The 20,660-nt window shown below is 50.7% G+C and carries 24 protein-coding genes; 17 read left to right on the forward strand and 7 right to left on the reverse strand.

What is annotated here, in order from left to right; genetic code table 11:
- The first annotated feature begins 216 nt into the window (after positions 1-216).
- Positions 217-1,212 (forward strand): glycine betaine/L-proline ABC transporter substrate-binding protein ProX, encoded by a 996-nt coding sequence (proX, locus tag A7K98_RS11135; protein ID WP_087488620.1) that lies wholly within the window; start codon positions 217-219, stop codon positions 1,210-1,212.
- 202 nt (positions 1,213-1,414) lie between these two features.
- Here proX and A7K98_RS11140 read toward each other — a convergent pair whose 3' ends face one another.
- On the reverse strand, positions 1,415-1,927 hold the full coding sequence (locus A7K98_RS11140) for a hypothetical protein (protein ID WP_087488621.1): 513 nt from the start codon (positions 1,925-1,927) through the stop codon (positions 1,415-1,417).
- 750 nt (positions 1,928-2,677) lie between these two features.
- Positions 2,678-2,986, reverse strand: coding sequence for a flagellar hook-basal body complex protein FliE (gene fliE, locus A7K98_RS11150; protein ID WP_087488623.1), 309 nt, complete (start codon positions 2,984-2,986; stop codon positions 2,678-2,680).
- A 219-nt stretch (positions 2,987-3,205) separates the two neighbouring features.
- Here fliE and fliF point away from each other — a divergent pair, with 219 nt between their 5' ends.
- From fliF to rcsA, 14 genes are all read left to right on the forward strand, one after another.
- The gene (gene fliF / locus A7K98_RS11155) at positions 3,206-4,915 is read left to right on the forward strand and encodes a flagellar basal-body MS-ring/collar protein FliF (RefSeq protein ID WP_087488624.1); all 1,710 of its coding nucleotides are present in this window, start codon (positions 3,206-3,208) and stop codon (positions 4,913-4,915) included.
- Positions 4,912-5,904: a flagellar motor switch protein FliG gene (gene fliG / locus A7K98_RS11160; protein ID WP_087488625.1), complete on the forward strand. Its 993-nt coding sequence runs from the start codon at positions 4,912-4,914 to the stop codon at positions 5,902-5,904. Before fliF ends, fliG begins: the two co-directional genes overlap by 4 nt.
- Positions 5,888-6,622, forward strand: coding sequence for a flagellar assembly protein FliH (locus A7K98_RS11165; RefSeq protein WP_087488626.1), 735 nt, complete (start codon positions 5,888-5,890; stop codon positions 6,620-6,622). The genes fliG and A7K98_RS11165 overlap by 17 nt, the downstream gene beginning before the upstream one ends.
- The gene (fliI, locus tag A7K98_RS11170; RefSeq protein WP_087488627.1) at positions 6,622-7,992 is read left to right on the forward strand and encodes a flagellar protein export ATPase FliI; all 1,371 of its coding nucleotides are present in this window, start codon (positions 6,622-6,624) and stop codon (positions 7,990-7,992) included. Before A7K98_RS11165 ends, fliI begins: the two co-directional genes overlap by 1 nt.
- Entirely contained in the window at positions 7,989-8,441 is a 453-nt protein-coding gene (gene fliJ, locus A7K98_RS11175) for a flagellar export protein FliJ (RefSeq protein ID WP_087488628.1), read from the forward strand. The genes fliI and fliJ overlap by 4 nt, the downstream gene beginning before the upstream one ends.
- Entirely contained in the window at positions 8,429-9,607 is a 1,179-nt protein-coding gene (locus A7K98_RS11180) for a flagellar hook-length control protein FliK (RefSeq protein ID WP_087488629.1), read from the forward strand. The genes fliJ and A7K98_RS11180 overlap by 13 nt, the downstream gene beginning before the upstream one ends.
- Positions 9,608-9,791: 184 nt before the next feature.
- Positions 9,792-10,283: a flagellar basal body-associated protein FliL gene (fliL, locus tag A7K98_RS11185; protein ID WP_087488630.1), complete on the forward strand. Its 492-nt coding sequence runs from the start codon at positions 9,792-9,794 to the stop codon at positions 10,281-10,283.
- Between the two features lie 4 nt (positions 10,284-10,287).
- Positions 10,288-11,295 carry a flagellar motor switch protein FliM gene (gene fliM, locus A7K98_RS11190; RefSeq protein WP_087488631.1) on the forward strand — a complete coding sequence of 336 codons (1,008 nt, stop codon included), beginning with the start codon at positions 10,288-10,290 and terminating at the stop codon, positions 11,293-11,295.
- The gene (gene fliN / locus A7K98_RS11195; RefSeq protein WP_087488632.1) at positions 11,288-11,698 is read left to right on the forward strand and encodes a flagellar motor switch protein FliN; all 411 of its coding nucleotides are present in this window, start codon (positions 11,288-11,290) and stop codon (positions 11,696-11,698) included. The genes fliM and fliN overlap by 8 nt, the downstream gene beginning before the upstream one ends.
- A gap of 2 nt (positions 11,699-11,700) precedes the next feature.
- Entirely contained in the window at positions 11,701-12,084 is a 384-nt protein-coding gene (gene fliO / locus A7K98_RS11200) for a flagellar biosynthetic protein FliO (RefSeq protein ID WP_087488633.1), read from the forward strand.
- A gap of 3 nt (positions 12,085-12,087) precedes the next feature.
- Positions 12,088-12,813 (forward strand): flagellar type III secretion system pore protein FliP, encoded by a 726-nt coding sequence (fliP, locus tag A7K98_RS11205; RefSeq protein WP_087488634.1) that lies wholly within the window; start codon positions 12,088-12,090, stop codon positions 12,811-12,813.
- A 36-nt stretch (positions 12,814-12,849) separates the two neighbouring features.
- On the forward strand, positions 12,850-13,119 hold the full coding sequence (gene fliQ / locus A7K98_RS11210) for a flagellar biosynthesis protein FliQ (protein WP_087488635.1): 270 nt from the start codon (positions 12,850-12,852) through the stop codon (positions 13,117-13,119).
- A 6-nt stretch (positions 13,120-13,125) separates the two neighbouring features.
- Positions 13,126-13,899, forward strand: coding sequence for a flagellar biosynthetic protein FliR (gene fliR / locus A7K98_RS11215; RefSeq protein WP_087488636.1), 774 nt, complete (start codon positions 13,126-13,128; stop codon positions 13,897-13,899).
- Positions 13,900-14,184: 285 nt separating this feature from the next.
- Positions 14,185-14,817 (forward strand): transcriptional regulator RcsA, encoded by a 633-nt coding sequence (rcsA, locus tag A7K98_RS11220; RefSeq protein WP_087488637.1) that lies wholly within the window; start codon positions 14,185-14,187, stop codon positions 14,815-14,817.
- 27 nt (positions 14,818-14,844) lie between these two features.
- Here the strand turns inward: rcsA and dsrB are convergent, their stop codons facing one another.
- The 5 genes from dsrB to A7K98_RS11240 form a co-directional block, all read right to left on the reverse strand.
- On the reverse strand, positions 14,845-15,042 hold the full coding sequence (gene dsrB / locus A7K98_RS11225) for a protein DsrB (RefSeq protein ID WP_169715414.1): 198 nt from the start codon (positions 15,040-15,042) through the stop codon (positions 14,845-14,847).
- Between the two features lie 103 nt (positions 15,043-15,145).
- Complete coding sequence (locus tag A7K98_RS21660) at positions 15,146-15,280, reverse strand: hypothetical protein (protein ID WP_257789955.1); 135 nt, start codon at positions 15,278-15,280, stop codon at positions 15,146-15,148.
- A 29-nt stretch (positions 15,281-15,309) separates the two neighbouring features.
- Complete coding sequence (locus A7K98_RS11230; protein WP_087488638.1) at positions 15,310-16,224, reverse strand: DUF808 family protein; 915 nt, start codon at positions 16,222-16,224, stop codon at positions 15,310-15,312.
- 62 nt (positions 16,225-16,286) lie between these two features.
- Positions 16,287-16,565, reverse strand: a complete 279-nt coding sequence (locus A7K98_RS11235; protein ID WP_087488639.1) for a hypothetical protein — start codon at positions 16,563-16,565, stop codon at positions 16,287-16,289.
- Positions 16,566-16,912: 347 nt separating this feature from the next.
- Positions 16,913-17,620 (reverse strand): phosphohydrolase, encoded by a 708-nt coding sequence (locus A7K98_RS11240; RefSeq protein ID WP_087488640.1) that lies wholly within the window; start codon positions 17,618-17,620, stop codon positions 16,913-16,915.
- Positions 17,621-18,010: 390 nt separating this feature from the next.
- Between A7K98_RS11240 and shiA the strand changes: the two genes are divergently transcribed.
- Positions 18,011-19,321, forward strand: a complete 1,311-nt coding sequence (gene shiA, locus A7K98_RS11245) for a shikimate transporter (RefSeq protein WP_087488641.1) — start codon at positions 18,011-18,013, stop codon at positions 19,319-19,321.
- Between the two features lie 349 nt (positions 19,322-19,670).
- Entirely contained in the window at positions 19,671-20,657 is a 987-nt protein-coding gene (locus A7K98_RS11250; RefSeq protein ID WP_232461528.1) for a metal ABC transporter solute-binding protein, Zn/Mn family, read from the forward strand.
- Positions 20,658-20,660 lie beyond the last annotated feature (3 nt).

Here is a 20,660-nt window from a genome sequence, read left to right on the forward strand (position 1 = left end):
TGTCAGGCAAGCATATTCGCCGCTCAATCTAAAGAATTCAGAGCAAATAACAGCCCGTCACCCACCCTGCTTTCAGCTGAATATTTCAGAATCAAAAAAACACGATACTTCGAATGAATTCAGAAGATTATTCTGATAATTCATCAGCGAGAATTAAATTTGATTTATGATCCCGCTGTTGTTAGTTTTAAAATAACTGAACAACAGGAGCCACATGTGAATAAAAAAATAATTCTCCCTGCATTACTATTTTCGTTTTGCGGTAGTGTCGCTGCACAGGACCAGCCAGGCAAAGGAATATCTGTTCAGGCAGTGAAAAGCCCGCTGGCTGAGGAATCTTTCCAGACTGAATTAGTGAACCGTGCACTGGCAAAACTGGGATACGACGTGAAACCCACTCAGGAAGTGGATTACAGTGTTGCTTATGCGTCTATTGCCAGAGGCGACGCCACTTTCTCGGCTGTTGACTGGGAACCACTTCAGTCCGCGATGTATCAGGCTGCAGGCGGCGACAAAAGCTTTTTCCGTGCCGGACCCTATATCACCGGAGCTGCACAGGGTTATTTAATTGATAAAAAAACGGCTGATAAATACCATATTACTGATATCTCCCAACTGAAAGACCCGAAAATTGCCAGACTGTTTGATAATACCGGTGACGGCAAAGCCGGGCTTACCGGTTGTGAGCCTGGCTGGGCATGCGGTAAAGTAATTGATGCCCAGATCAAAGCTTACGGGCTGACAAATACTGTCGAACAAAACCAGGGGAGTTATTCGGCAATGATAGCGGATGTTATTTCACGCTATAAAGCCGGAAAACCAGTATTATATTATACCTGGACACCTTACTGGGTCAGTTTTGTATTAAAACCTGGCAAAGATGTTGTCTGGCTGACCGTTCCTTTTTCTGCCTCCCCGGCTGGCCAGCCCAAAGAGGACACCCGATTACCAAATGGTAAAAATTATGGCTTCAGTGTTAACACTGAAAACATTATTGCTAACAAAGCCTGGGCAGAAAAAAATCCTGCAGCGCGTAAACTATTTACTCTGATGAAAATTCCACTTCAGGATATCAGCCGTCAGAATCTCAGCATGCATAATGGTGAAAATAGCGCTGCTGATGTTTCGGCGCAGGTTGATGGCTGGATTAAAGCGCACCAGGCAGAATTTGATGGCTGGATTAATGCAGCTAAACAGGCAGCCGCGAAGTAATTTTCCTGAGCAGACCTGCTATTCTGTCACAGCTAACCGCCCTTCCGGGCGGTTTTTTTACAGCCATTGATTCTTAAATTTACCAATTATCAGAACTAAACTGCCTTCGCCATCAGAGTGATTATTCTGCAGGCAGTACCGGGGCATTTATCCGTCCCGGCACAAAGTTTTATCAGCGATTTGGCTACAGACTTCGGCTAAATCAGGATGACAGGCAGTGATTGATCTGGTCTGAAATCTGCGTGAACGCCGCCACTGTCTGTTGAGGGTTTGACCCGACCCATGAACTTAACGGACCGGTATCGGTTAACGAGCCGTTGTTGCTCTGAGCCTGTCTGATATCACTGAACACATAGTGTACTCCACTGCTGCTGGTACTCAGATTCAGTGAATAACCGACCACAAAGGTCACCGGGTTGCCTAACGAGGTAATGTGGTACGAAGTTGTTCCGCGGGTTGTATACAGGCTGCCAGTGATGGTTCCGTTGCTCCCACCCTCAGCACCGGATACGACTGCGACCGAACACTGCTGTAACTTTAACGCACCAGGAACGCCCTGGCCGGAGACCGGATAGTTTTTCACATACTGATAATGCCCGCTGTTATCGAGTTGTAGTCCGTTGACCGCTGCAGTTGAGTTTTTGTTGTTGCCAATGGCGGAACATCCGGATAATAACACTGCAGATAGTCCGGTGAACAAAAGTAACTTTTTCATCTCTTTCTCCTCAGATAACGTTAACTACATCCTGGAACCAAAAACTGTCAGGGGGAAGCCACACCCAACCACTTAACTGTGTAATCCTGTTACCCGGCAGCGAAACCAAAAGCCGGTGCCTTGCCGGGTTATGTCGTTGAAACCGGTCGTGGGCGCTATTTAATTCACCGCATCAGCACTGAGACAGCAAATCTGTAAAAAAATCACGTCATTATCTGAAACAGAAAAGTCTCTGCAGCCAGTGACTGCTTAACATGGTCGAAAACAACCGCCCTGATCTGACCTGTCAGGTATTACCGGTAAGCACTGGCAAAACGTACTACATTTCACCGGGTCTTCGGATTGGCGTTACCGTGGTTATGAAGCTTTACAGGCTACAGGCAGGCCCGGCACACAGATCACTAAATCTGGCGGAGCCCGGGTCAGCGGCCGGGGAGACAGAAAGCAGGGTAGACTGCGTCAGTATCTAAAAATGAGTGGGCTCACAGGGTTTTGTGACAGTGGGATACTAATGTTTTCTGTGAATTCCCCCGCGGGGATATGTCTACCCTGGCGGAAAAGGGTTATGGCGAACCAAACCGGTTGACTACAACACGGTGATCAACGATGCCACTGAGCGCTGACCTGCCCGGTTATCAGGCGAATCGTATCAATAAAATACGGTTCGCTGATAATGGCAATTTCCGGCGCAGATTATTTTTATTAAAATCAGTTTTATTATTACAGTCAGTCTCTGATAATTTTAAAATATTACACTGACATATTCATGATGTCGGTATAAGCATTCACCAGTTTATTTCTGACCTGCGTCCCCAGTTGTAATGAGAGACTTGCCTTTTGCATATTTAGCATCACATCATTGAGTGAAATATCACTGTCTCCTGCCTCAAATTTTTCCGATGTCGATACGGATTGTTGCACATGCTGGTTAAGCTGATTAAGTGCAGAATGAAATACACTCCCAAAGGCATCCTGCTGGCTGGCCGGGGCTTTACGCCCCTCCGCCATATCGGCAACCGCCGCCATTTGTTCTGTGACCGGTGTAATTAATGAAAACATAATGGGTTCTCTGTAACTGAAAGTCAGGTCATTAAAGCTACCTTATTCAGAAAATAATAAAGCGGAAATATACCCCTGAAAAAACCGGCTATTTCTCCCATCATTCTACCGCGGTGGGTAAATAATGCCTTTTATTCTACCGCAACCTTACCCCGTTATTCAGGAGAAGCATGTGTTGTTAATTAAAATTAGCTCGCTTCGGGCAACCAGGGTATCGCTATGACAGTCAGCCCTACCGATATTTCAGCCACGTTTTCCGGCAAAGCACAGCAATTGCTGAACAAGTTACGGACTTCCGCAGGGATTCCGCTGATTTTTGCCGCCGCTGTTTCGGCAGCCATTATTGTCGGCCTGGTCCTGTGGGCCAGAACTCCGGACTACACCATTCTCTACAGCAATATCTCTGCACAGGATGGTGGCAGTATCATCAGCCGCCTCAGCCAGATGAATGTTCCCTACCGGCTCGAAGAGGCCAGCGGTAATATTCTGGTCCCTGTCGGTCAGGCAGGTGAAGTTCGCCTGAAACTGGTGGAACAAGGATTGCCACGAGGCGGTTCAGCCGGATTTGAACTGCTGGATCACGAAAAGTTTGGCATCAGTCAGTTCAGTGAACAAATTAACTATCAGCGGGCACTGGAAGGCGAGTTATCCAGAACCATCGAAAGCCTTGGCGCAGTCAAAACTGCGCGGGTTCATCTGGCCATCCCGAAACCTTCGGTATTTATCCGCGATAATCAACTGCCGACGGCATCTGTCACTTTGCAGTTACAAGCGGGGCGTGCTCTGGATGAAGGCCAGGTCAATGCCATCGTGCATGTGGTTTCAAGTAGTGTCAGCCGCCTGCCCCCGGGTAATGTCACCGTGGTTGACCAGGACGGTTCGTTGCTGACCAGCGCTGCCGCCGGAGGTCAGGGAATGGACAGCACTCAGCTTAAATACACTGCGCAGATAGAACGCAATATGCGGCAGCGAATTGAGGATATTCTCGGCCCCGTGGTCGGTCGCGGTAATGTGCACGCTCAGGTAACGGCAGAAATCAATTTTGATAAGCAGGAACAAACGGATGAGCATTACAGCCCGAACAATGACCCGGCCAGCAAAGCTATCCGTTCACAACAGTCCAGTGACAGCCGTCAGTATGGCGGAATAGGCTCAGGAGGCGTACCCGGAGCACTGAGTAATCAGCCTACCCCGGTAGCAACCGCTCCGGTCAATCCACCGGCAACACAGACGACGACACAAAGCACAGCCGCCCCCCGCTCTGCCAGCCGCCCGGTGACAACCACACAACCTGCCGGCCAGCCACCTCAGAATCAGCAGTTGCACCAGGATTCTACCACTAACTATGAACTGGACCGGACCATCCGTCATACAAAGTTGAATACCGGCGATATTAAACGGCTCTCGGTCGCTGTGGTGGTGAATTACAGCAGCGGAGATGACGGTAAACCTCAGGCACTGACAGAACAACAGATGCAGCAGATTACCGCACTGACCAAAGAAGCCATGGGTTTTTCAGAAAAACGCGGCGATTCTGTCAATCTGGTGAATACCCCGTTCAGTGCTGCCGATAATGATAACAGCCCGGCTTACTGGAAAACGCCGCAATTCTTCACCTTGCTACTCTCCGCAGGCCGCTGGCTGGTAGTCATCATCGTGGCATTTATCCTCTACCGCAAAACATTACGGCCGATGCTTGAACAACGCCGTGTAAACGCAGAACGCGCCAGAGAAGCAGCCGCGTTGCAGCCAGTACCTCAACCGGTGGCGGAACAAACCAGCCATGACAGTGCGTTACAGGAAACGGCCCGCAAGGCACAGCAACGAATTAACAGTGAAATTTTGAGCCAGCGTATCCGCGAAATGTCGGATAACGATCCGCAGGTGGTTGCGCTGGTAGTCCGCGACTGGATGGGCAGTGAACTATGACTCTTAACGGAATAGACAAAAGCGCCATTCTGATGATGACGCTGGGAGAAGAACGGGCTGCCGAAGTTTTCCGGCACCTTAATCAACGGGAAGTACAGCATCTGAGTGCTGCGATGGCCACCATGAAGCAGGTTTCCCACCAGCAACTGACCAGCGTGTTACAGCAATTCGAAAAAGACGCCGGACAGTATTCTGCGCTCAGTATGAATAATAACGACTATTTGCGCAGCGTGCTGGTAAAAGCCCTGGGTGAAGAACGCGCCAGCAGCCTGCTGGAAGATATCCTGGATACCCGGGATACGACTTCCGGCATGGATGCTTTGAACCTGATGGATCCCCCTTCTGCGGCCGACCTTATCCGTGAGGAGCATCCGCAGATTATCGCCACCATTCTGGTGCACCTGAAACGTTCACAGGCCGCCGACATCCTGGCTCTGTTTGATGACAGGTTACGCCACGATGTGATGTTAAGGATTGCCACCTTTGGCGGTGTTCAGCCGGCAGCACTGGCTGAACTGACCGAAGTACTGAACAACCTGCTGGATGGCCAGAATCTTAAACGGGCCAAAATGGGGGGTGTCCGGACCGCCGCCGAGATACTTAACCTGATGAAATCACAACAGGAAGAGTCGGTTATCGAAGCCGTACGTGAATTTGATAATGAACTGGCACAGAAAATTATTGATGAAATGTTCCTGTTCGAAAATCTGGTGGATGTGGATGACCGCAGCATTCAGCGCCTGTTACAGGAAGTCGATTCCGAACAATTACTGGTGGCTCTGAAAGGTTCCGAACAGCCGCTGCGCGATAAATTCCTGAAAAATATGTCCTCACGGGCAGCCGATATTTTACGTGATGATTTAAGCAGCCGTGGCCCGGTACGTATGTCCGCCGTGGAAACCGAACAGAAAGTGATTCTGTTGATTGTAAGAAGACTGGCCGAAGCAGGCGATATTGTCATAGGAGGAGCCGATGAGACCTACGTCTGAGTTGCAGGAAACCGAACACTGGCAGAAATGGCAACCACAACAGTTCAGCGCCCTGCCCGGTCAGGAACCCGACGACGCTGTGCCGACAGACTTTAAACCGACTGAGGTTCCTGTGGTACAGCCAGTTGCGGAAGCCGCGCTGTTGAGTGACAGCATCAACCACCAGGCCCTGAACCAGCAGGAGCGCCAACAAAGCTGGCAGGAAGGTTATCAGCAGGGGCTTAATCAGGGCGAGCAGCATGGCCGGACCCTTGGCTTTCAGGAAGGCCAGCAGGCTGCCATTCGCCAGTCAGAACAACAGCAGCAGGCGCAGCAGCAACATATCACCCAGCTGGCTGACAGTTTTGACCGTTCACTACAGGTTCTGGACGGCGTTATTACTGGCCGCATTTTACAGCTTGCCCTGCAAATCGCCCTACAGATTAGCGGCGAGGCGATAAAGTGTGACAGCCACCAACTGACTGAACAGATTCGCAGCCTGCTGTCAGCAGATCCGTTATTCACTGGCACCCCACGATTGCGGGTTCATCCTCAGGATCTGCCGCTGGCTGAGCAATTATTTTCCGGACAGATAAGTTCCAGAGGCTGGAAGGCTGAGGCCGATCCGCATCTGCAACCTGGTGACTGCCTGCTGCAGGGTGAAGAAGGTGAGCTGGATTGCAGCATGTCTACCCGCTGGCTGGAGTTATGCCAGCGTGCACAGACGGGAGTTTACTGATGGATATGCCGTTTGGCCGCTGGATGCATCAACTTGACCAGTTCGAATCGTCGTTAACCTCTCTTCCTGCACTCCGCCGTTACGGGCGTCTGACACGAGCCACAGGGCTGGTTCTGGAAGCTACCGGGCTGGCTGTGCCTCTGGGGGCAGTCTGTCTGGTTGAACGTCAGGGGGAGCCACCCGCAGAAACTGAAGTGGTCGGTTTTAGCGGTAAAAAGTTGTTCCTGATGCCGCTGGAAAATACTGATGGACTGTTACCCGGAGCCAGGGTGTTTGCTGCCGCTGCTGATCCTGTGGCCCAGGGTGGAAAGCTGTTACCACTCGGACCGTCATTACTGGGACGAGTGCTGGACAGCAGTGGCAGACCTCTGGATAACCTGCCCGCGCCGCACAACTGTGATTATGGTTCCCTGAACAGCCGGCCAGTCAATCCTTTGCAACGCACCCCGATTAAGCAGGTTCTGGACACCGGGATTCGCGCTATCAACGGATTACTGACTGTCGGACGAGGTCAGCGGATGGGGCTGTTTGCCGGTTCAGGTGTCGGTAAGAGTGTTCTGCTCGGCATGATGGCTCGCTATACCCATGCAGATGTGATTGTGGTTGGACTGATTGGTGAACGAGGGCGTGAGGTTAAAGATTTTATCGAAAACATTCTCGGCAGCGAGGGGCTGGCACGTTCGGTGGTCATTGCTGCACCGGCCGATCTTTCTCCCCTGCTACGGTTACAGGGCGCCGCCTACGCCACCCGGATTGCCGAAGATTTTCGTGACCGGGGTCAGCATGTATTACTGATTATGGACTCTCTGACACGCTATGCCATGGCTCAACGGGAAATTGCGCTGGCTATCGGCGAGCCACCTGCCACCCGGGGCTATCCACCTTCGGTATTTGCCCGTTTGCCTGCACTGGTTGAACGGGCGGGTAACGGAGACAGCGGAGAGGGTTCAGTCACTGCTTTTTATACCGTGCTGGCCGAAGGTGATGATCAACAGGATCCGATTGCCGATGCCGCACGGGCCATACTCGACGGGCATATTGTGCTTTCCCGCCAACTGGCCGAGGCCGGGCATTATCCGGCAATTGATATTGAAGCTTCAATTAGCCGCGTCATGTTCGAGTTAGTCGGTGAATCGCAACTTCAGCAGTCACGCTACTGTAAACAGCTGCTCTCCGCCTGGCAACGTAACCATGATCTGATCAGTGTCGGGGCTTATGTCGCAGGCAGTGATCCTCTGCTCGATCAGGCGATAAAGCTGTATCCGGCTATCACGGCCTATTTGCAGCAGGGTATTCATCAGCGGTGCAACTATGAAACTGCCTGTGAGCAGTTACAACATTTGTTTAGCCATCCGGAGGAACTGTTATGAACCAGCCATCTGTCCTTGCCACTCTGTGCGAACTTGCCCGCGAAGAGTCTGGCCGGGCAGCAAAACAACTCGGACAATTGCAACATGCCCGACAACAGGCCCTGCAGCAACAACAACTACTGACTGGTTATCGTCAGGATTATCAATGCTCTTTGCTACACAAGGTAACGCCAGGCATGCCACTGAACCGCTGGGATGACTTTCAGCAATTTATTCCTGCGCTGCAACGTGCAATCCAGCAGCAGCAACAGATTTTACAACAGGGAGAACAGCAACTGTCACAGGCGAAAGTCCACTGGCAGAAAAAAAAGCAGCGGCAAAATGCATTACAGACCCTGCTTGACCGTCAGCAACTTCGGCTCAGAGTAGAAGCGGCCCGGCGCGAGCAAAAGCAAATGGATGAATTTTCCGCTCGTCATTTCAGGGGAGATATTTTATGTCAGGGTTAATTCTGCCGCCAGAATTGTCCGGAAAAGGCGCAGGGTATAATGCGGGGAAAAATAGCCCCAAAACGACCGCACAACAGCTGTTTACAGCCCTGTTTAACGGACAGTCTCATTTGCAGGAAGCTCTCTCCGGCCACAAAAAATCCCGTGTACCTGGCACCAGGCCAAAGGAAACCGGCACCGGTAAAAATGACAACGTCACTCAGGTATTCACCCTGCTCTCTCCCGTACAGACATCACAGCTCAGGCTACCGGTAGAAAGCCGGGGGCTCGCCGGAACTCAGGAGGGCCTGATGAGGAAACCGGGGATGAGTGCTGACAATATCCCGGTTCTGTCTCAGATGAATAATCACCTGGCATCAGGCGAGGATCTACTGCTTCAACAGCACAGCGATGCCCGGTTGCAACCAGCGTTGTCACAGCAACAGCCGCAGGGTTTAAACACAAATGCTCCGGCGGCGACGCGAACTCTGCACAACCCGGCACCAGCAATGACGGAAAAACAATCACGGAGCACGTCGCAGGCTAGCCCTGAACAACAAAACCCGCTGGTGCGCCATCCCGCCGGGGCACCGGTAACAATTGCTGTGGCGCAAAGCAGCCATCAAAGGCCAGCCACCACAGATGCAAAACCGGCACATCCTCAAACCACACTGCTGCTGACAGCGGGTTCAGAGACATTACCACGGGATGCAGTAAAACTTACGCCAGCCGCAGCGACTATCACTCCTGATAGCCCGCAATGGCAACAGCAACTCAGTCAGCAGATATTGATCATGCATCATAAAGGCATCCAGAGCGCCGAACTACGCCTGCATCCACAGGAACTTGGCAGCCTGAAAATCTCCCTGGTGATCAAAAGCGACCAGGCTGAGATGAGTTTTATCTCCGGTCACAGTCAGGTTCGTACTGCCATTGAAGCTGCCATGCCACATCTGAAAACGGCGCTGGCCGAAAACGGTATCAGTCTCGGGGAAAGCCATGTCGGCAGCGATGACTCTTCTTCCTCAATGTTTAACCCTTCCGGGAATTTTGGCGGGAAACAGCAAGATACCACAGGAGCCGGGCAACATTTTTCAGGGCAATCACCGACCTCCGCTATGTTGCTCACGGTTGAACGAACGCCCTCTGTGACAGTGCCTGTCGGTCGGGTCAATCTGTTTGCCTGACGGGCCTGCTTTCCATAGCTGCACAATGGCGAGCGGGCAGCAGCAACGGCATGCGATCCGCTCGTGCTTAACGGCGATTTCCTCCCGTAAACACGCTCTTTTCCGCCCATTGTTCAGTCATTAACACAGGATAATTTCAGGCAGCAGGACATGCTGTTTTTCATCACAGGAACTGATTTAACCAATGACTACTTTGCCAAAAAAGAAAACAGGGAAAAAGCTGTTACTTCCGGTCACTCTTTGCGTGATCACCCTGGCGGCCTGCGGGGCCGCTGCTTACAGCTATCTGCAACTAAGCAGTCTGAAAGATAAGCCTGCAACGGAAGCAGCTGCACCGGTAGTGAGCCCGCCCGCCAACCCGGTATTTCTTCCTCTGGAAGCCTTCACCGTTAATCTGCCTGCCAACGGCGATAATGATGAACGGGTACTTTATGCTGCCTTCACTCTGCGTTTGTCTGATGAAGCTACCCGCGAAAGGTTAAACCAGTATTTACCGGAAGTACGCAGCCGTTTGATTTTGCTACTAACCACCCAGAATCAACGGGAGCTGGCGACTCAGCAAGGTAAACAACAACTGGCAGATAAAATTAAAACCGTACTGACGCCGCCATTCGTCGCTAACCAGCCGCCTCAGCAGATTGACGATGTGTTGTTTACCACCTTTATTCTGAGATAACCCCATGGCTGACAACATTCTTTCTCAGGCGGAGATCGACAAATTGCTGAATGGCGACAACGCTAACAGTGATAACCCTGACCGGCCGGTACCCGGTGACGAGTCCGTGAAAGCATATGATCCTGCCACTCAGCGCCGCATCGTCCGTGAACGTTTGCAGGCGCTGGAGATTATTAATGAACGTTTCGCCAGACAGTTCCGGATGGGCTTATTTAACCTGTTGCGTCGCAGTCCCGATATCAGCGCCGGGCAGATCAATATTCAGCCCTATCAGGAGTTTGCCAGAAATCTTCCGGTGCCGACTAACCTGAACCTGATTCACCTTAAACCGCTGCGCGGCACAGCCTTACTGGTATTTTCTCCCAGCCTGGTATTTATCGCTGTGGATAATCTGTTTGGCGGTGATGGCCGTTTCCCGACCAAAGTGGAAGGCCGTGAATTTACCAATACCGAACAGCGGGTGATCCACCGGATGATGAAACTGGCACTGGAGAGCTACCGCGAAGCCTGGCAGGCGATTTATCCGTTATCTATCGAATTTGTTCGTTCCGAGATGCAGGTAAAATTTACCAATATCACCACCTCACCTAATGACATCGTGGTAAATACCGCATTTCAGGTGGAAATTGGCAATCTGGTGGGTGAATTCAGCATCTGTATTCCTTTCGCCATGATTGAGCCATTGCGTGAACTGCTGGTCAATCCGCCGCTGGAAAACTCTCAGCAGGAAGACAATCAGTGGCGCGAAACGCTGGTGAAAGAGGTGCAGCTTTCCGCGCTGGAACTTACCGCCCATTTTGCAGATATCCCGCTGACCTTGTCGCGCATTCTTGCGCTCAAAAGCGGCGATGTTCTGACACTGGATAAACCCGAACTGGTGACGGTACATGTAGATAACGTGCCGGTTTTCACCGGTGAACACGGCATTTTAAATGATCAGTATGCGCTGCGTGTAGCAAGCCTGATCAACCCGATCTTACACTCTTTGCACGAGGAGCAGCCTGATGAGTGATATACCACAACCTTCAGACAACACGGATTCCGATGCCAATACCGATATATGGGCTGAGGCACTTGAACAGCAGGCCAGAGCAGTGGAGGCCGAACCATCACTGAATTCTGAAATGCCGGAAAGCGCTGTACAGTCCGAAGAGCAGGATGTCAGCCTGATTATGGATATTCCGGTACGTCTGACCGTGGAGCTGGGCCGGACAAGGATGACCATAAAAGAGTTGCTACGACTGACCCGTGGATCGATTGTGCCGCTGGAAGGGCTGGCCGGTGAGCCACTGGATATCCTGATCAATAACTACCTGATTGCGCAGGGTGAAGTGGTAGTGGTCAACGATAAATACGGCGTAAGGATCACCGATATTATCACTCCGTCTGAACGTATGCGTCGTCTGAGTCGCTGACCATGTCGATTCTGTTAGCTGATGCAGTGCTGCCTCCCGACAGCACCCTCCCTTTCAACAGTTTGTGGCAGGCAGGCAGTGCAGTTGTGCTGGTCGTGGTACTGCTACTGGTGCTGCGCTGGCTTTGCAAAAGAGTGAATATGCCAGGCCGTGGCACTGAACCGCAGTTACAGATAACTGCCAGTCTGGCGATAGGACAGCACCAGCGGATCGTCATTTTGGATCTCTCTGACTGCCGGCTGGTATTGGGCGTCACTGCTCAGCAAATTAACCACCTTTATACCCTGCCTGCTGGCGGAGCGACTGACACCAAACCATCCCGTCCTCCGGTCAGCCAGGCATTTCTCAGCCAGCTGCAATCCCTGCTGGCCGGGAGAGGAAAATAAAACATGAAATTGTTGCTACGGTGCCTGTTACTGCTCTGTTTTCTGCCGTCAGCCGGGCATGCGGCTATTCCTTTGCAGTCACTGACCGCAAACAGCCCGGACTGGCCTTTGCCGGTTCAGACGTTGATCTTTATCGGTGCCCTGACCCTGCTTCCGGCCGCTTTTCTAATGATGACCAGTTTCACCCGCATTATCATTGTTTTTGGGCTGCTGCGCAGTGCCTTAGGGACCCCTTCCGCCCCGCCAAACCAGGTCATGCTCGGACTGGCACTGTTTCTGACACTGTTTGTTATGTCACCGACTCTCGATCAGGTTTATCAGCAGGCATGGTTGCCGTTTAGCGAAAATCAGATGCCGGCAGGAGAAGCGCTGGCAGTGGGAAGCCAGCCGTTGGCAAAATTTATGCTCAGGCAAACCCGCCAGTCTGATCTGGCCCTGTTTGTCAGGCTGGCACATCATCCGGCCCTGCAACGTCCGGAAGATGTACCAATGAGAATACTGATCCCTGCTTATATCACCAGCGAACTGAAAACTGCGTTCCGTATAGGGTTTACGATATTTATTCCTTTTATGATTATCGATTTGGTCGTCGCCAGCGTACTGATGGCGCTCGGTATGATGATGGTTCCCCCTGCCACCATTTCGTTGCCCTTTAAGCTGATGTTGTTTGTGCTGGCTAACGGCTGGCAGGTATTGATTGGCTCACTGGCGCAGAGTTTTGTTCAGTAACTGACATCCTCCGCTTAATGCAATAAGGAATTCACCATGTCTCCCGAATCTGTCATGACGCTTGGCCAGGGTGCCATGAAAATTGCGCTTTCTCTGGCCTCTCCCCCGTTGCTGGCAGCACTGCTAAGCGGACTATTGATCAGTCTGCTACAGGCAGCAACCCAGATAAACGAACAGACGCTGTCATTTATTCCTAAAATTCTGGCGGTTATTATGGCGCTGATGATTGCCGGCCCGTGGATGTTAAACAGCCTGCTGGAATATATGCGCACACTCTTTGCCTCTGTCGCCTTTGCCGCAGGGTAACCATTAATGATTTCTGGCAGCCTGAATCAGTTACCGGTACTGTTTAGTGATTATTTCTGGCCCTTTTGTCGGATTCTGGCGCTCATCAGCACAGCGCCGTTGCTCGGAGATAAACAGGTCAACAGCCGGGTGAAAACGGGTCTGGCACTGGCATTGTCAGTGCTACTTACCCCGTTGTTACCTGCCAGTGGTATTTCACTGTTTAGTCCGCAAGGATTACTGACTCTGTGCCAGCAACTGCTTATCGGCACCGGCCTTGGCTGGGGTATGACGCTGGCTTTTGCAGCCGTTCGTCTGGCAGGAGAAATCGCCGGTATGCAGATGGGGTTATCTTTTGCATCCTTTTATGACCCGTCATCACACAGTTCGCTGTCAATACTGGCCCGAATTTTTTATACCCTTGCCCTGCTGCTGTTTTTGAGCACTGACGGCCATTTGTGGTTACTGAGTATTCTCGCCGATACCTTTACAGCACTGCCGGTGGGTCATGAAGGATGGCAGCCGGATTTCTTTAATCGTTTGTGTCAGCTGGCTGTAATGATTTTCAGCAGCGCATTACGGCTGGCATTACCACTGATTATGCTGTTGCTGTCGCTAAACCTAACTCTCGGGCTACTTAACCGCATGTCACCTCAGCTATCGGTTTTTGTTGTCGGTTTCCCGATGACGCTGTTAGTGGGCATACTGAGTTGTCGTTTACTGCTCCCCTGGTTTATCCCCTACTCCAGCCAGCTGTTTCGCGGTCTGCTTGAACAACTGGCCACACTGTTACTCAGTTAATCCGGGTGATAGTCCGGCCTGACAATTATTAAATAAAATTAATAATGAGATTTTTCTCATGATACCGGTTCCTTTATCCGGGTATATTCGATCCGGAAAAAGATATCTCATTAATAATTTTCGTTTTTTAAAAAATAATTAACAACTATATTGCTACAACGCTTAAGTAAACACTGGATGCTTTTTGTTCAATTATATACTGATACTCCATCTGACTATTAAGGCAGATTTGTATTTTGTATTTCGTAATTCTGTAAGGTTTTTATTTGGTCAGGAACAGCCAGCATGACAAGTGTTATTATGGATCCATGTTTTTTTACCCAAACTGCTCTGAACGATTATCTGGGATCTAAAGGTGTTACCTGCCACAATTTTGACCAGCCGATACCCCCTGAACAACTGAATGCGGTTTTAGCGCGGGTGAACCCTGCCCTGGTCTTTATTTCAGAACACTGCCTCGGCAACAGCTGTGATGAAAATGATGCATTTAAGCAAATACTTTCCCGTTACCCTGACAGCACTTTCATTATATTTATGGCACTGTCTAACGGGCATTTTAGCGAGTATCTCCGCCTGCGTGAGAATATCATTGTCACCACTAAACAACTGGATAAGGCAACGCTGGAAGGACTGATCTACAGCTATCTGATAAAGAGAGGGAAAGCTCAGCCACGACGTAGTGCTACACCACTGTCGGGCCCGGTAGCACTAAGCCGTACCGAACATGAAATGCTGAGAATGTGGATGTCTGGTTATGATACCGTGCGGATTGCCGATCTGATGCAGATTAAAACCAAAACTATCTCGGCACATAAAGGGAACATTAAGAAGAAAATTAAGACTCAGAATAAACAGGTCATCCATCATCTGCTCAGGCTGACCCACACTCTGACTAACGGACTGAACTGCAGCCAGTGAATCTGAGTAAACAGTGACTACAGTTTATTAGCCGTGTAAGGCCACCGGTTCAACAAAGATGCCGTCCGGAGAGTTATTTTCGTTAAAAAACCAGACTCCCCGTGGATAATCGTCTAAAGCGACCAGGAACATCACGCCTTCACTGAATGATTCCACCGCCAGGACTTTACCTGTCCTGCGAGGACCACCGTCGGTTTTTACACTGACCCACTCATTGACCTGCATTTTCTGCTCCTGTTGATTATTCAGCATACGGTTACCCAAAGTAAAACAGGACAACCCTTCGGTTGTCCTGCTTAGATTATACGTGTCTGACATCGACCACAAATCAGATTTTACAGCCTTCGCAATCAGCTTCATCATTCAGGTCAGCCGGGATTTCACTGGCCTTTTCCTGAGCTTTAGCTTCTGCGTCTGCCAGCTGTGCATCAATATCAAATTCGAAAATATCGTCGCTCATCATCTACTCCGCTGCTTGATTCCTGACGGCAGTTATACCTGTTTACCGGTTATTTTTCCAAACAGTTTTACCAGGCACAGCACAATCGACCCAATCACTGCACCAATAACCAACGGTGCTGCAATACTGCCAGTGAGTGAGGCTAACAGGCCGCTGCTGTGACCGCTGAGCTGCTCAACGGTATGATGCAACCAGGGAATGCCATGAATCACAATCCCGCCGCCGACCAGAAACATCGCCAGAGTTCCCACCACAGAGAGCACTTTCATCAGTAACGGTGCCAGCACCAACAAACCATCGCCTGTTTTACGGGCCAGGAAAGACTGTTTTTTTTGCAGCCAGAATCCCAGGTCATCAATTTTGACAATCAGGGCAACAATGCCATAAACCCCGACGGTCACCAGCACGGCAATCCCCGCCAGGATTAGAATCTGATTAAGTAAAGGTGCTGATGAGACGATCCCCAACGTCAGCGCCACGATCTCCGCCGATAAAATAAAATCGGTACGTACTGCACCTTTGATTTTATCTTTTTCATAGCGGACTGCTTCCTGTTCGCTGAGTTTTTGTAACCGTTGCTGCCGGGCCTCGGGAGATTTACGGTGTTTATCTGCCGTCAGCCAGTGAACGATTTTCTCGACACCTTCATAGCTCAGGTAGGCCCCGCCCAGCATCAGTAACGGCGTAATCAGCCAGGGCGCAAAAGCTGAAATCAGTAACGCCAGAGGCACCAGAATGACTTTATTCAGCAGCGAACCTTTAGCGACGCCCCACACAACAGGCAGCTCACGATTGGCTTTGACTCCCGTCACCTGCTGGGCATTCAGCGACAAATCGTCGCCTAATACGCCGGCGGTTTTCTTAGCGGCAACTTTACCCATGACTGAAATATCATCCAGCAGGGTGGCTATATCATCGAGCAAAGCGAGTAAACTGGAACCTGCCAAAGAAATTTCCCTTCCTGTTTATTGAAATAACCACTCATCATAATGATGAGCACGACTGCAATTTAGTCCTCCGGCTCGCTGTGCCGGCAACACGGACAAACTTCCATTTCACTCACGGTCATATCGGCAATGCCCTGAGTTTGCCATTCGACCCGCACCGGCTGGCCGGGGGGCAGATCATGATGAATATACTTACTCACCGGCGTTTCGGTCAGGCCGCTGATCTCTTCTGTCGCGATCTGCTGCTCTCCAACAAAGATAGTTGCGGTTGCGCGGGTATTCACCATGCGTTCATTCTGCAGGGCATACAGCCGCTTAACCGTCAGTTTGATACTGGCCATATTCAGTTCCGGATAAAAGTTTCAGGACGATGGCCATCAGGTACAGCGCTCCGCCCTCTACAGACTTCACAGTTAGCAGTTAATCTGCTTATTGTTCAGACACAATTTGTAACAGCCCTGTGATTCAGAGTAAACCGTTTAAGCCTTACCTCGTCGAAAAAAAGCACCAGCGTCATGCTTTCGCCTCAGGCTGATACCCGCGCCCGGAGATCCATTTATGCCCTGCGGAATGTCTGAAACTGAGTGATAGCACCGAAAGTATAGTCAGACTGTTAAGGACTGGCGGTAAAAGATTCGGCCCCGCGCGGGGGCCGAAGAGAAAAGCCGGGCATCAGAGCCGACTGTAGTTAGCGTTTTTTAACCCGCGACATAAATTCTTCACGGATTGCTTCATCCGGATGCTGAACTCCTCCGGCTAATTCACTGCTTAGCCGGGCCATATACTCAACCAGAAAAGCTGCATGGTATTCGGCAATCGCCCTGCCGGTTTCAGTGTGCATTGTTGCGGGTAAGCCCAGCAGTTTGGTCTGAAAGTGATCGAGAGCCCAGCGGATATCATCCAGTGGGCGATGGCGGGCAAACGGGTCTTCACTGTCGAACAGTGCCCTGCCCAGTGCTCCGGAGGTGTAAAACACCCTGGCCAGTCCGATAGCTCCCAGCGACTCCAGACGGTCAGAGTCCTGCACAATTTTGGCTTCAATTGTTTCTGCGGGTATTCCGGCACTAAAGCTGTGTGCTTCAACCGCATGGCTTACTGCCGGGTAAAGTTCTGTCGGAAAATCGGTAAAGTCGGCCTGTAACACTCTTAGCGTTTCCCGCGCTGCATATCGGGAGGCGAGATGTCGCTCCGGATGGTTCTTAGGCAGATTCACGATGTCATGAAAATAGCAGGCAGTCAGCACAATCAGTGGATTAGCATCAGTGCCCTGCATAATCTTTTGCGCACTGGCCCAGACACGTTGCAGATGCGCCAAATCATGGGCTTTATCTTCATGGTCCCAGTTCTCCCTGAACCATTGGTCAAATCGGGACTGCCATTCAGTTAATAATGTCATTATTACGCTCCCCCTGTCCGACCTGTAGGACTTGCTGTCCTGAGTTAATCATAAGCCAGCATTCTTACACTGGTAAGAATACGGAAAAATTAAATGTAACAAACATGGCATTGTCACTGATGTTAAACGACATTGTTGTCGGTGACAATGTCACTGATAGTCATTATCCGGCTGCCCGGGATCCTCCCCTGCTAACTGGCGAAGTGCATGATTTCCCTGCGTGATAACATTTTTTATCTTTTATCTCTAAAACTGCAGTAAAACAGTTTTCAGCAGCCCTTTGTCGGGGTAGTCTCTTACCCCTGCATAAACTCCTGAGCTTTCCGCAACAACGACAGACAGCCACTTATGCATAAGAGATAAAAAAAACTAATGACTGGCAGGGCAACTATGGACTCAACACTTACATCAGACAGCCGTGAAACACATGGCCATTCTCTCTCACGGGCGAGACGTGCCGCCTGGGGAAGTTTTGCCGGTGCAGTGGTCGACTGGTATGACTTCCTATTATACGGCATCACTGCGGCGCTGGTGTTCAACCATGAATTTTTCCCACAAATCAGCCCTGCAATGGGCACACTTGCGGCATTCGCAACCTTTGGGGTTGGCTTTTTATTCCGTCCGCTAGGCGGCATTGTTTTTGGTCACTTTGGTGACCGGCTTGGCCGCAAACGTATGCTGATGCTCACCGTCTGGATAATGGGTTGTGCTACGGCCGCGATTGGACTGCTACCTTCCTTTGATCAAATCGGCTGGCTGGCACCGGTACTGCTGGTAACCCTGCGGGCGATTCAGGGCTTTGCAGTAGGCGGAGAATGGGGTGGCGCAGCGTTACTGTCTGTTGAAAGTGCCCCTGAAAATAAAAAAGCTTTTTACAGCAGCGGTGTCCAGGTGGGCTACGGGGTGGGTTTACTACTTTCCACCGGGCTTGTATCTCTGATAAGCCATTTCACCACCGACCAGCAGTTCCTCAGTTGGGGATGGCGGATACCTTTTATTTTCAGTGTACTACTGGTGGCAGGCGCATTGTGGATCCGCAACGGTATGCAGGAATCGGCCGAGTTTGAACAACAGGCAGCTCCGGAGCAACGCAGTGGTTTGCCGGTTTTTCAGGCGTTGATTAAGCACCCGGGCGCATTCTTACAGATTATCGCATTGCGGCTGTGTGAGCTGCTGACGATGTACATTGTCACTACCTTTGCCCTTAATTATTCGACTCAGAACCTGGGTCTGTCTCGCGACCTGTTTTTAAATATCGGTCTGCTGGTAGGTGCAATTAGCTGTGTAACAATCCCCTGCTTCGCCTGGCTGGCGGATAACTACGGCAGACGCCGGATTTATATCACCGGAGCACTGATCGGTACCCTGAGCGCTGTGCCCTTTTTTATGGCGCTGGAATCACAGTCGGTGGTGTGGATTATTTTCTTTTCGCTGATGCTGGCAAACATTGCCCATGACATGGTGGTGTGTGTACAACAACCTATGTTTACTGAAATGTTCGGTGCCGGCTTCCGTTACAGTGGTGCCGGGGTCGGCTATCAGGTCGCCAGTGTGGTCGGTGGCGGATTTACTCCCTTTATTGCTGCGGCATTAGTCACCTGGTCCGGCGGAAGCTGGCACAGTGTGGCCATTTATCTGAGTGTGGGTTGTCTGATATCGGTGCTGGTTGCTGCCCTGATGAAGACCCGTAACCACGGATAATTTCACAGCTTCCCGGCATTAGCCCGGGAAGCTTTTTCCTGCGGTACTACTGCTTTCAAATTCTGATAATTGCTGTATCACCTGAACTGCCCCTCTCACCCGCAATTTCTCTGTCAGATATTGATTCCGTCGCCAGGCTGTTCTGCTGCCAGACTTATCCTTTGATATCACTGATCTGTTTTAAAAATAACCGATATCCCGGGCGCGACTTCTGACCTGCCGCTATTTTATCCGTATAGCTGGCAATCGCTATTGACAGAACTGTCAGAAAGTATAGGATTAGCGCCGATATGAATTGTTATATTATAACATTACAAGAGCCAGTTCAGACTAACTCACGGGGATGTAAATGCACAACATGACACCATCAACAATGACTCACACTCACAATAAAAAACGCAAAGCTTCTGCCAGCAAACTGACCGGCTCACTGCTTCCGTTAGCAGCCATCATGGCTTCACTGTTGGGTTACAGCCAGATAAGCCATGCTGCAGATGCGCCGATCCACGCGATTGGTATCGAAAATCAATATGCCGATGTTATCAGCCAGATTGGTGGAAAGTATGTGGAGGTGACTTCTATTGTCTCCGATCCCAATACTGATCCGCACACCTTCGAAGCCAGCCCTGGCATTGCCCGCAAGATTGCCAGCGCTACACTGATTGTTGAAAATGGCGCCGGTTATGATGACTGGGCTGACAAACTTATTGCCGCGTCACCTAACGCAGAACGTAAAGTGATCAATGTTCATACCCTGCTGAAGTTGCCGAAAAATACCGAAAACCCACACCTGTGGTATGACCCGAAAACGATGCCTGCAGTCGCTGATGCTATTGCTGCTCAGCTGGCGGAAGCCCTTCCTGCCCACGCGGCAGAGTTCAACCAAAATGCCGCCTCTTTCCGTCAGTCAATGGAGCCGGTTGATGCCGCGATTCAGGCATTCAAAAAAGATTTCCCTGACACTCCGGTCGCAGTGACCGAACCCGTGGGTGACTACCTGTTGCAGGCAGCAGGCGCCAAAATCCTTACGCCTAAAACGCTGGAATACGGCATTATGAATGATGTTGACCCGGCACCACAGCTGGTGAGTGAGCAGAATGCGTTACTGACCGGTAAAAAAGTCCGCACATTTATCTACAATCAGCAGGTCACCGACCCAATTACTGAACATTTCCTCAGTCTGGCGAGAAAAAACAATATACCGGTAGTCGGTGTCTATGAAACAATGCCGGAACCAGGATATAACTATCAGTCCTGGATGCTGGCGGAAGTCAAAGCGTTACGTAAAGCACTGACAGATAAAGCCTCCACCGAATCATTGATTGCCGGTAAATAATTA

Origin of the sequence: Tatumella citrea (assembly GCF_002163585.1) — a bacterium.
Taxonomy (GTDB): domain Bacteria; phylum Pseudomonadota; class Gammaproteobacteria; order Enterobacterales; family Enterobacteriaceae; genus Tatumella; species Tatumella citrea.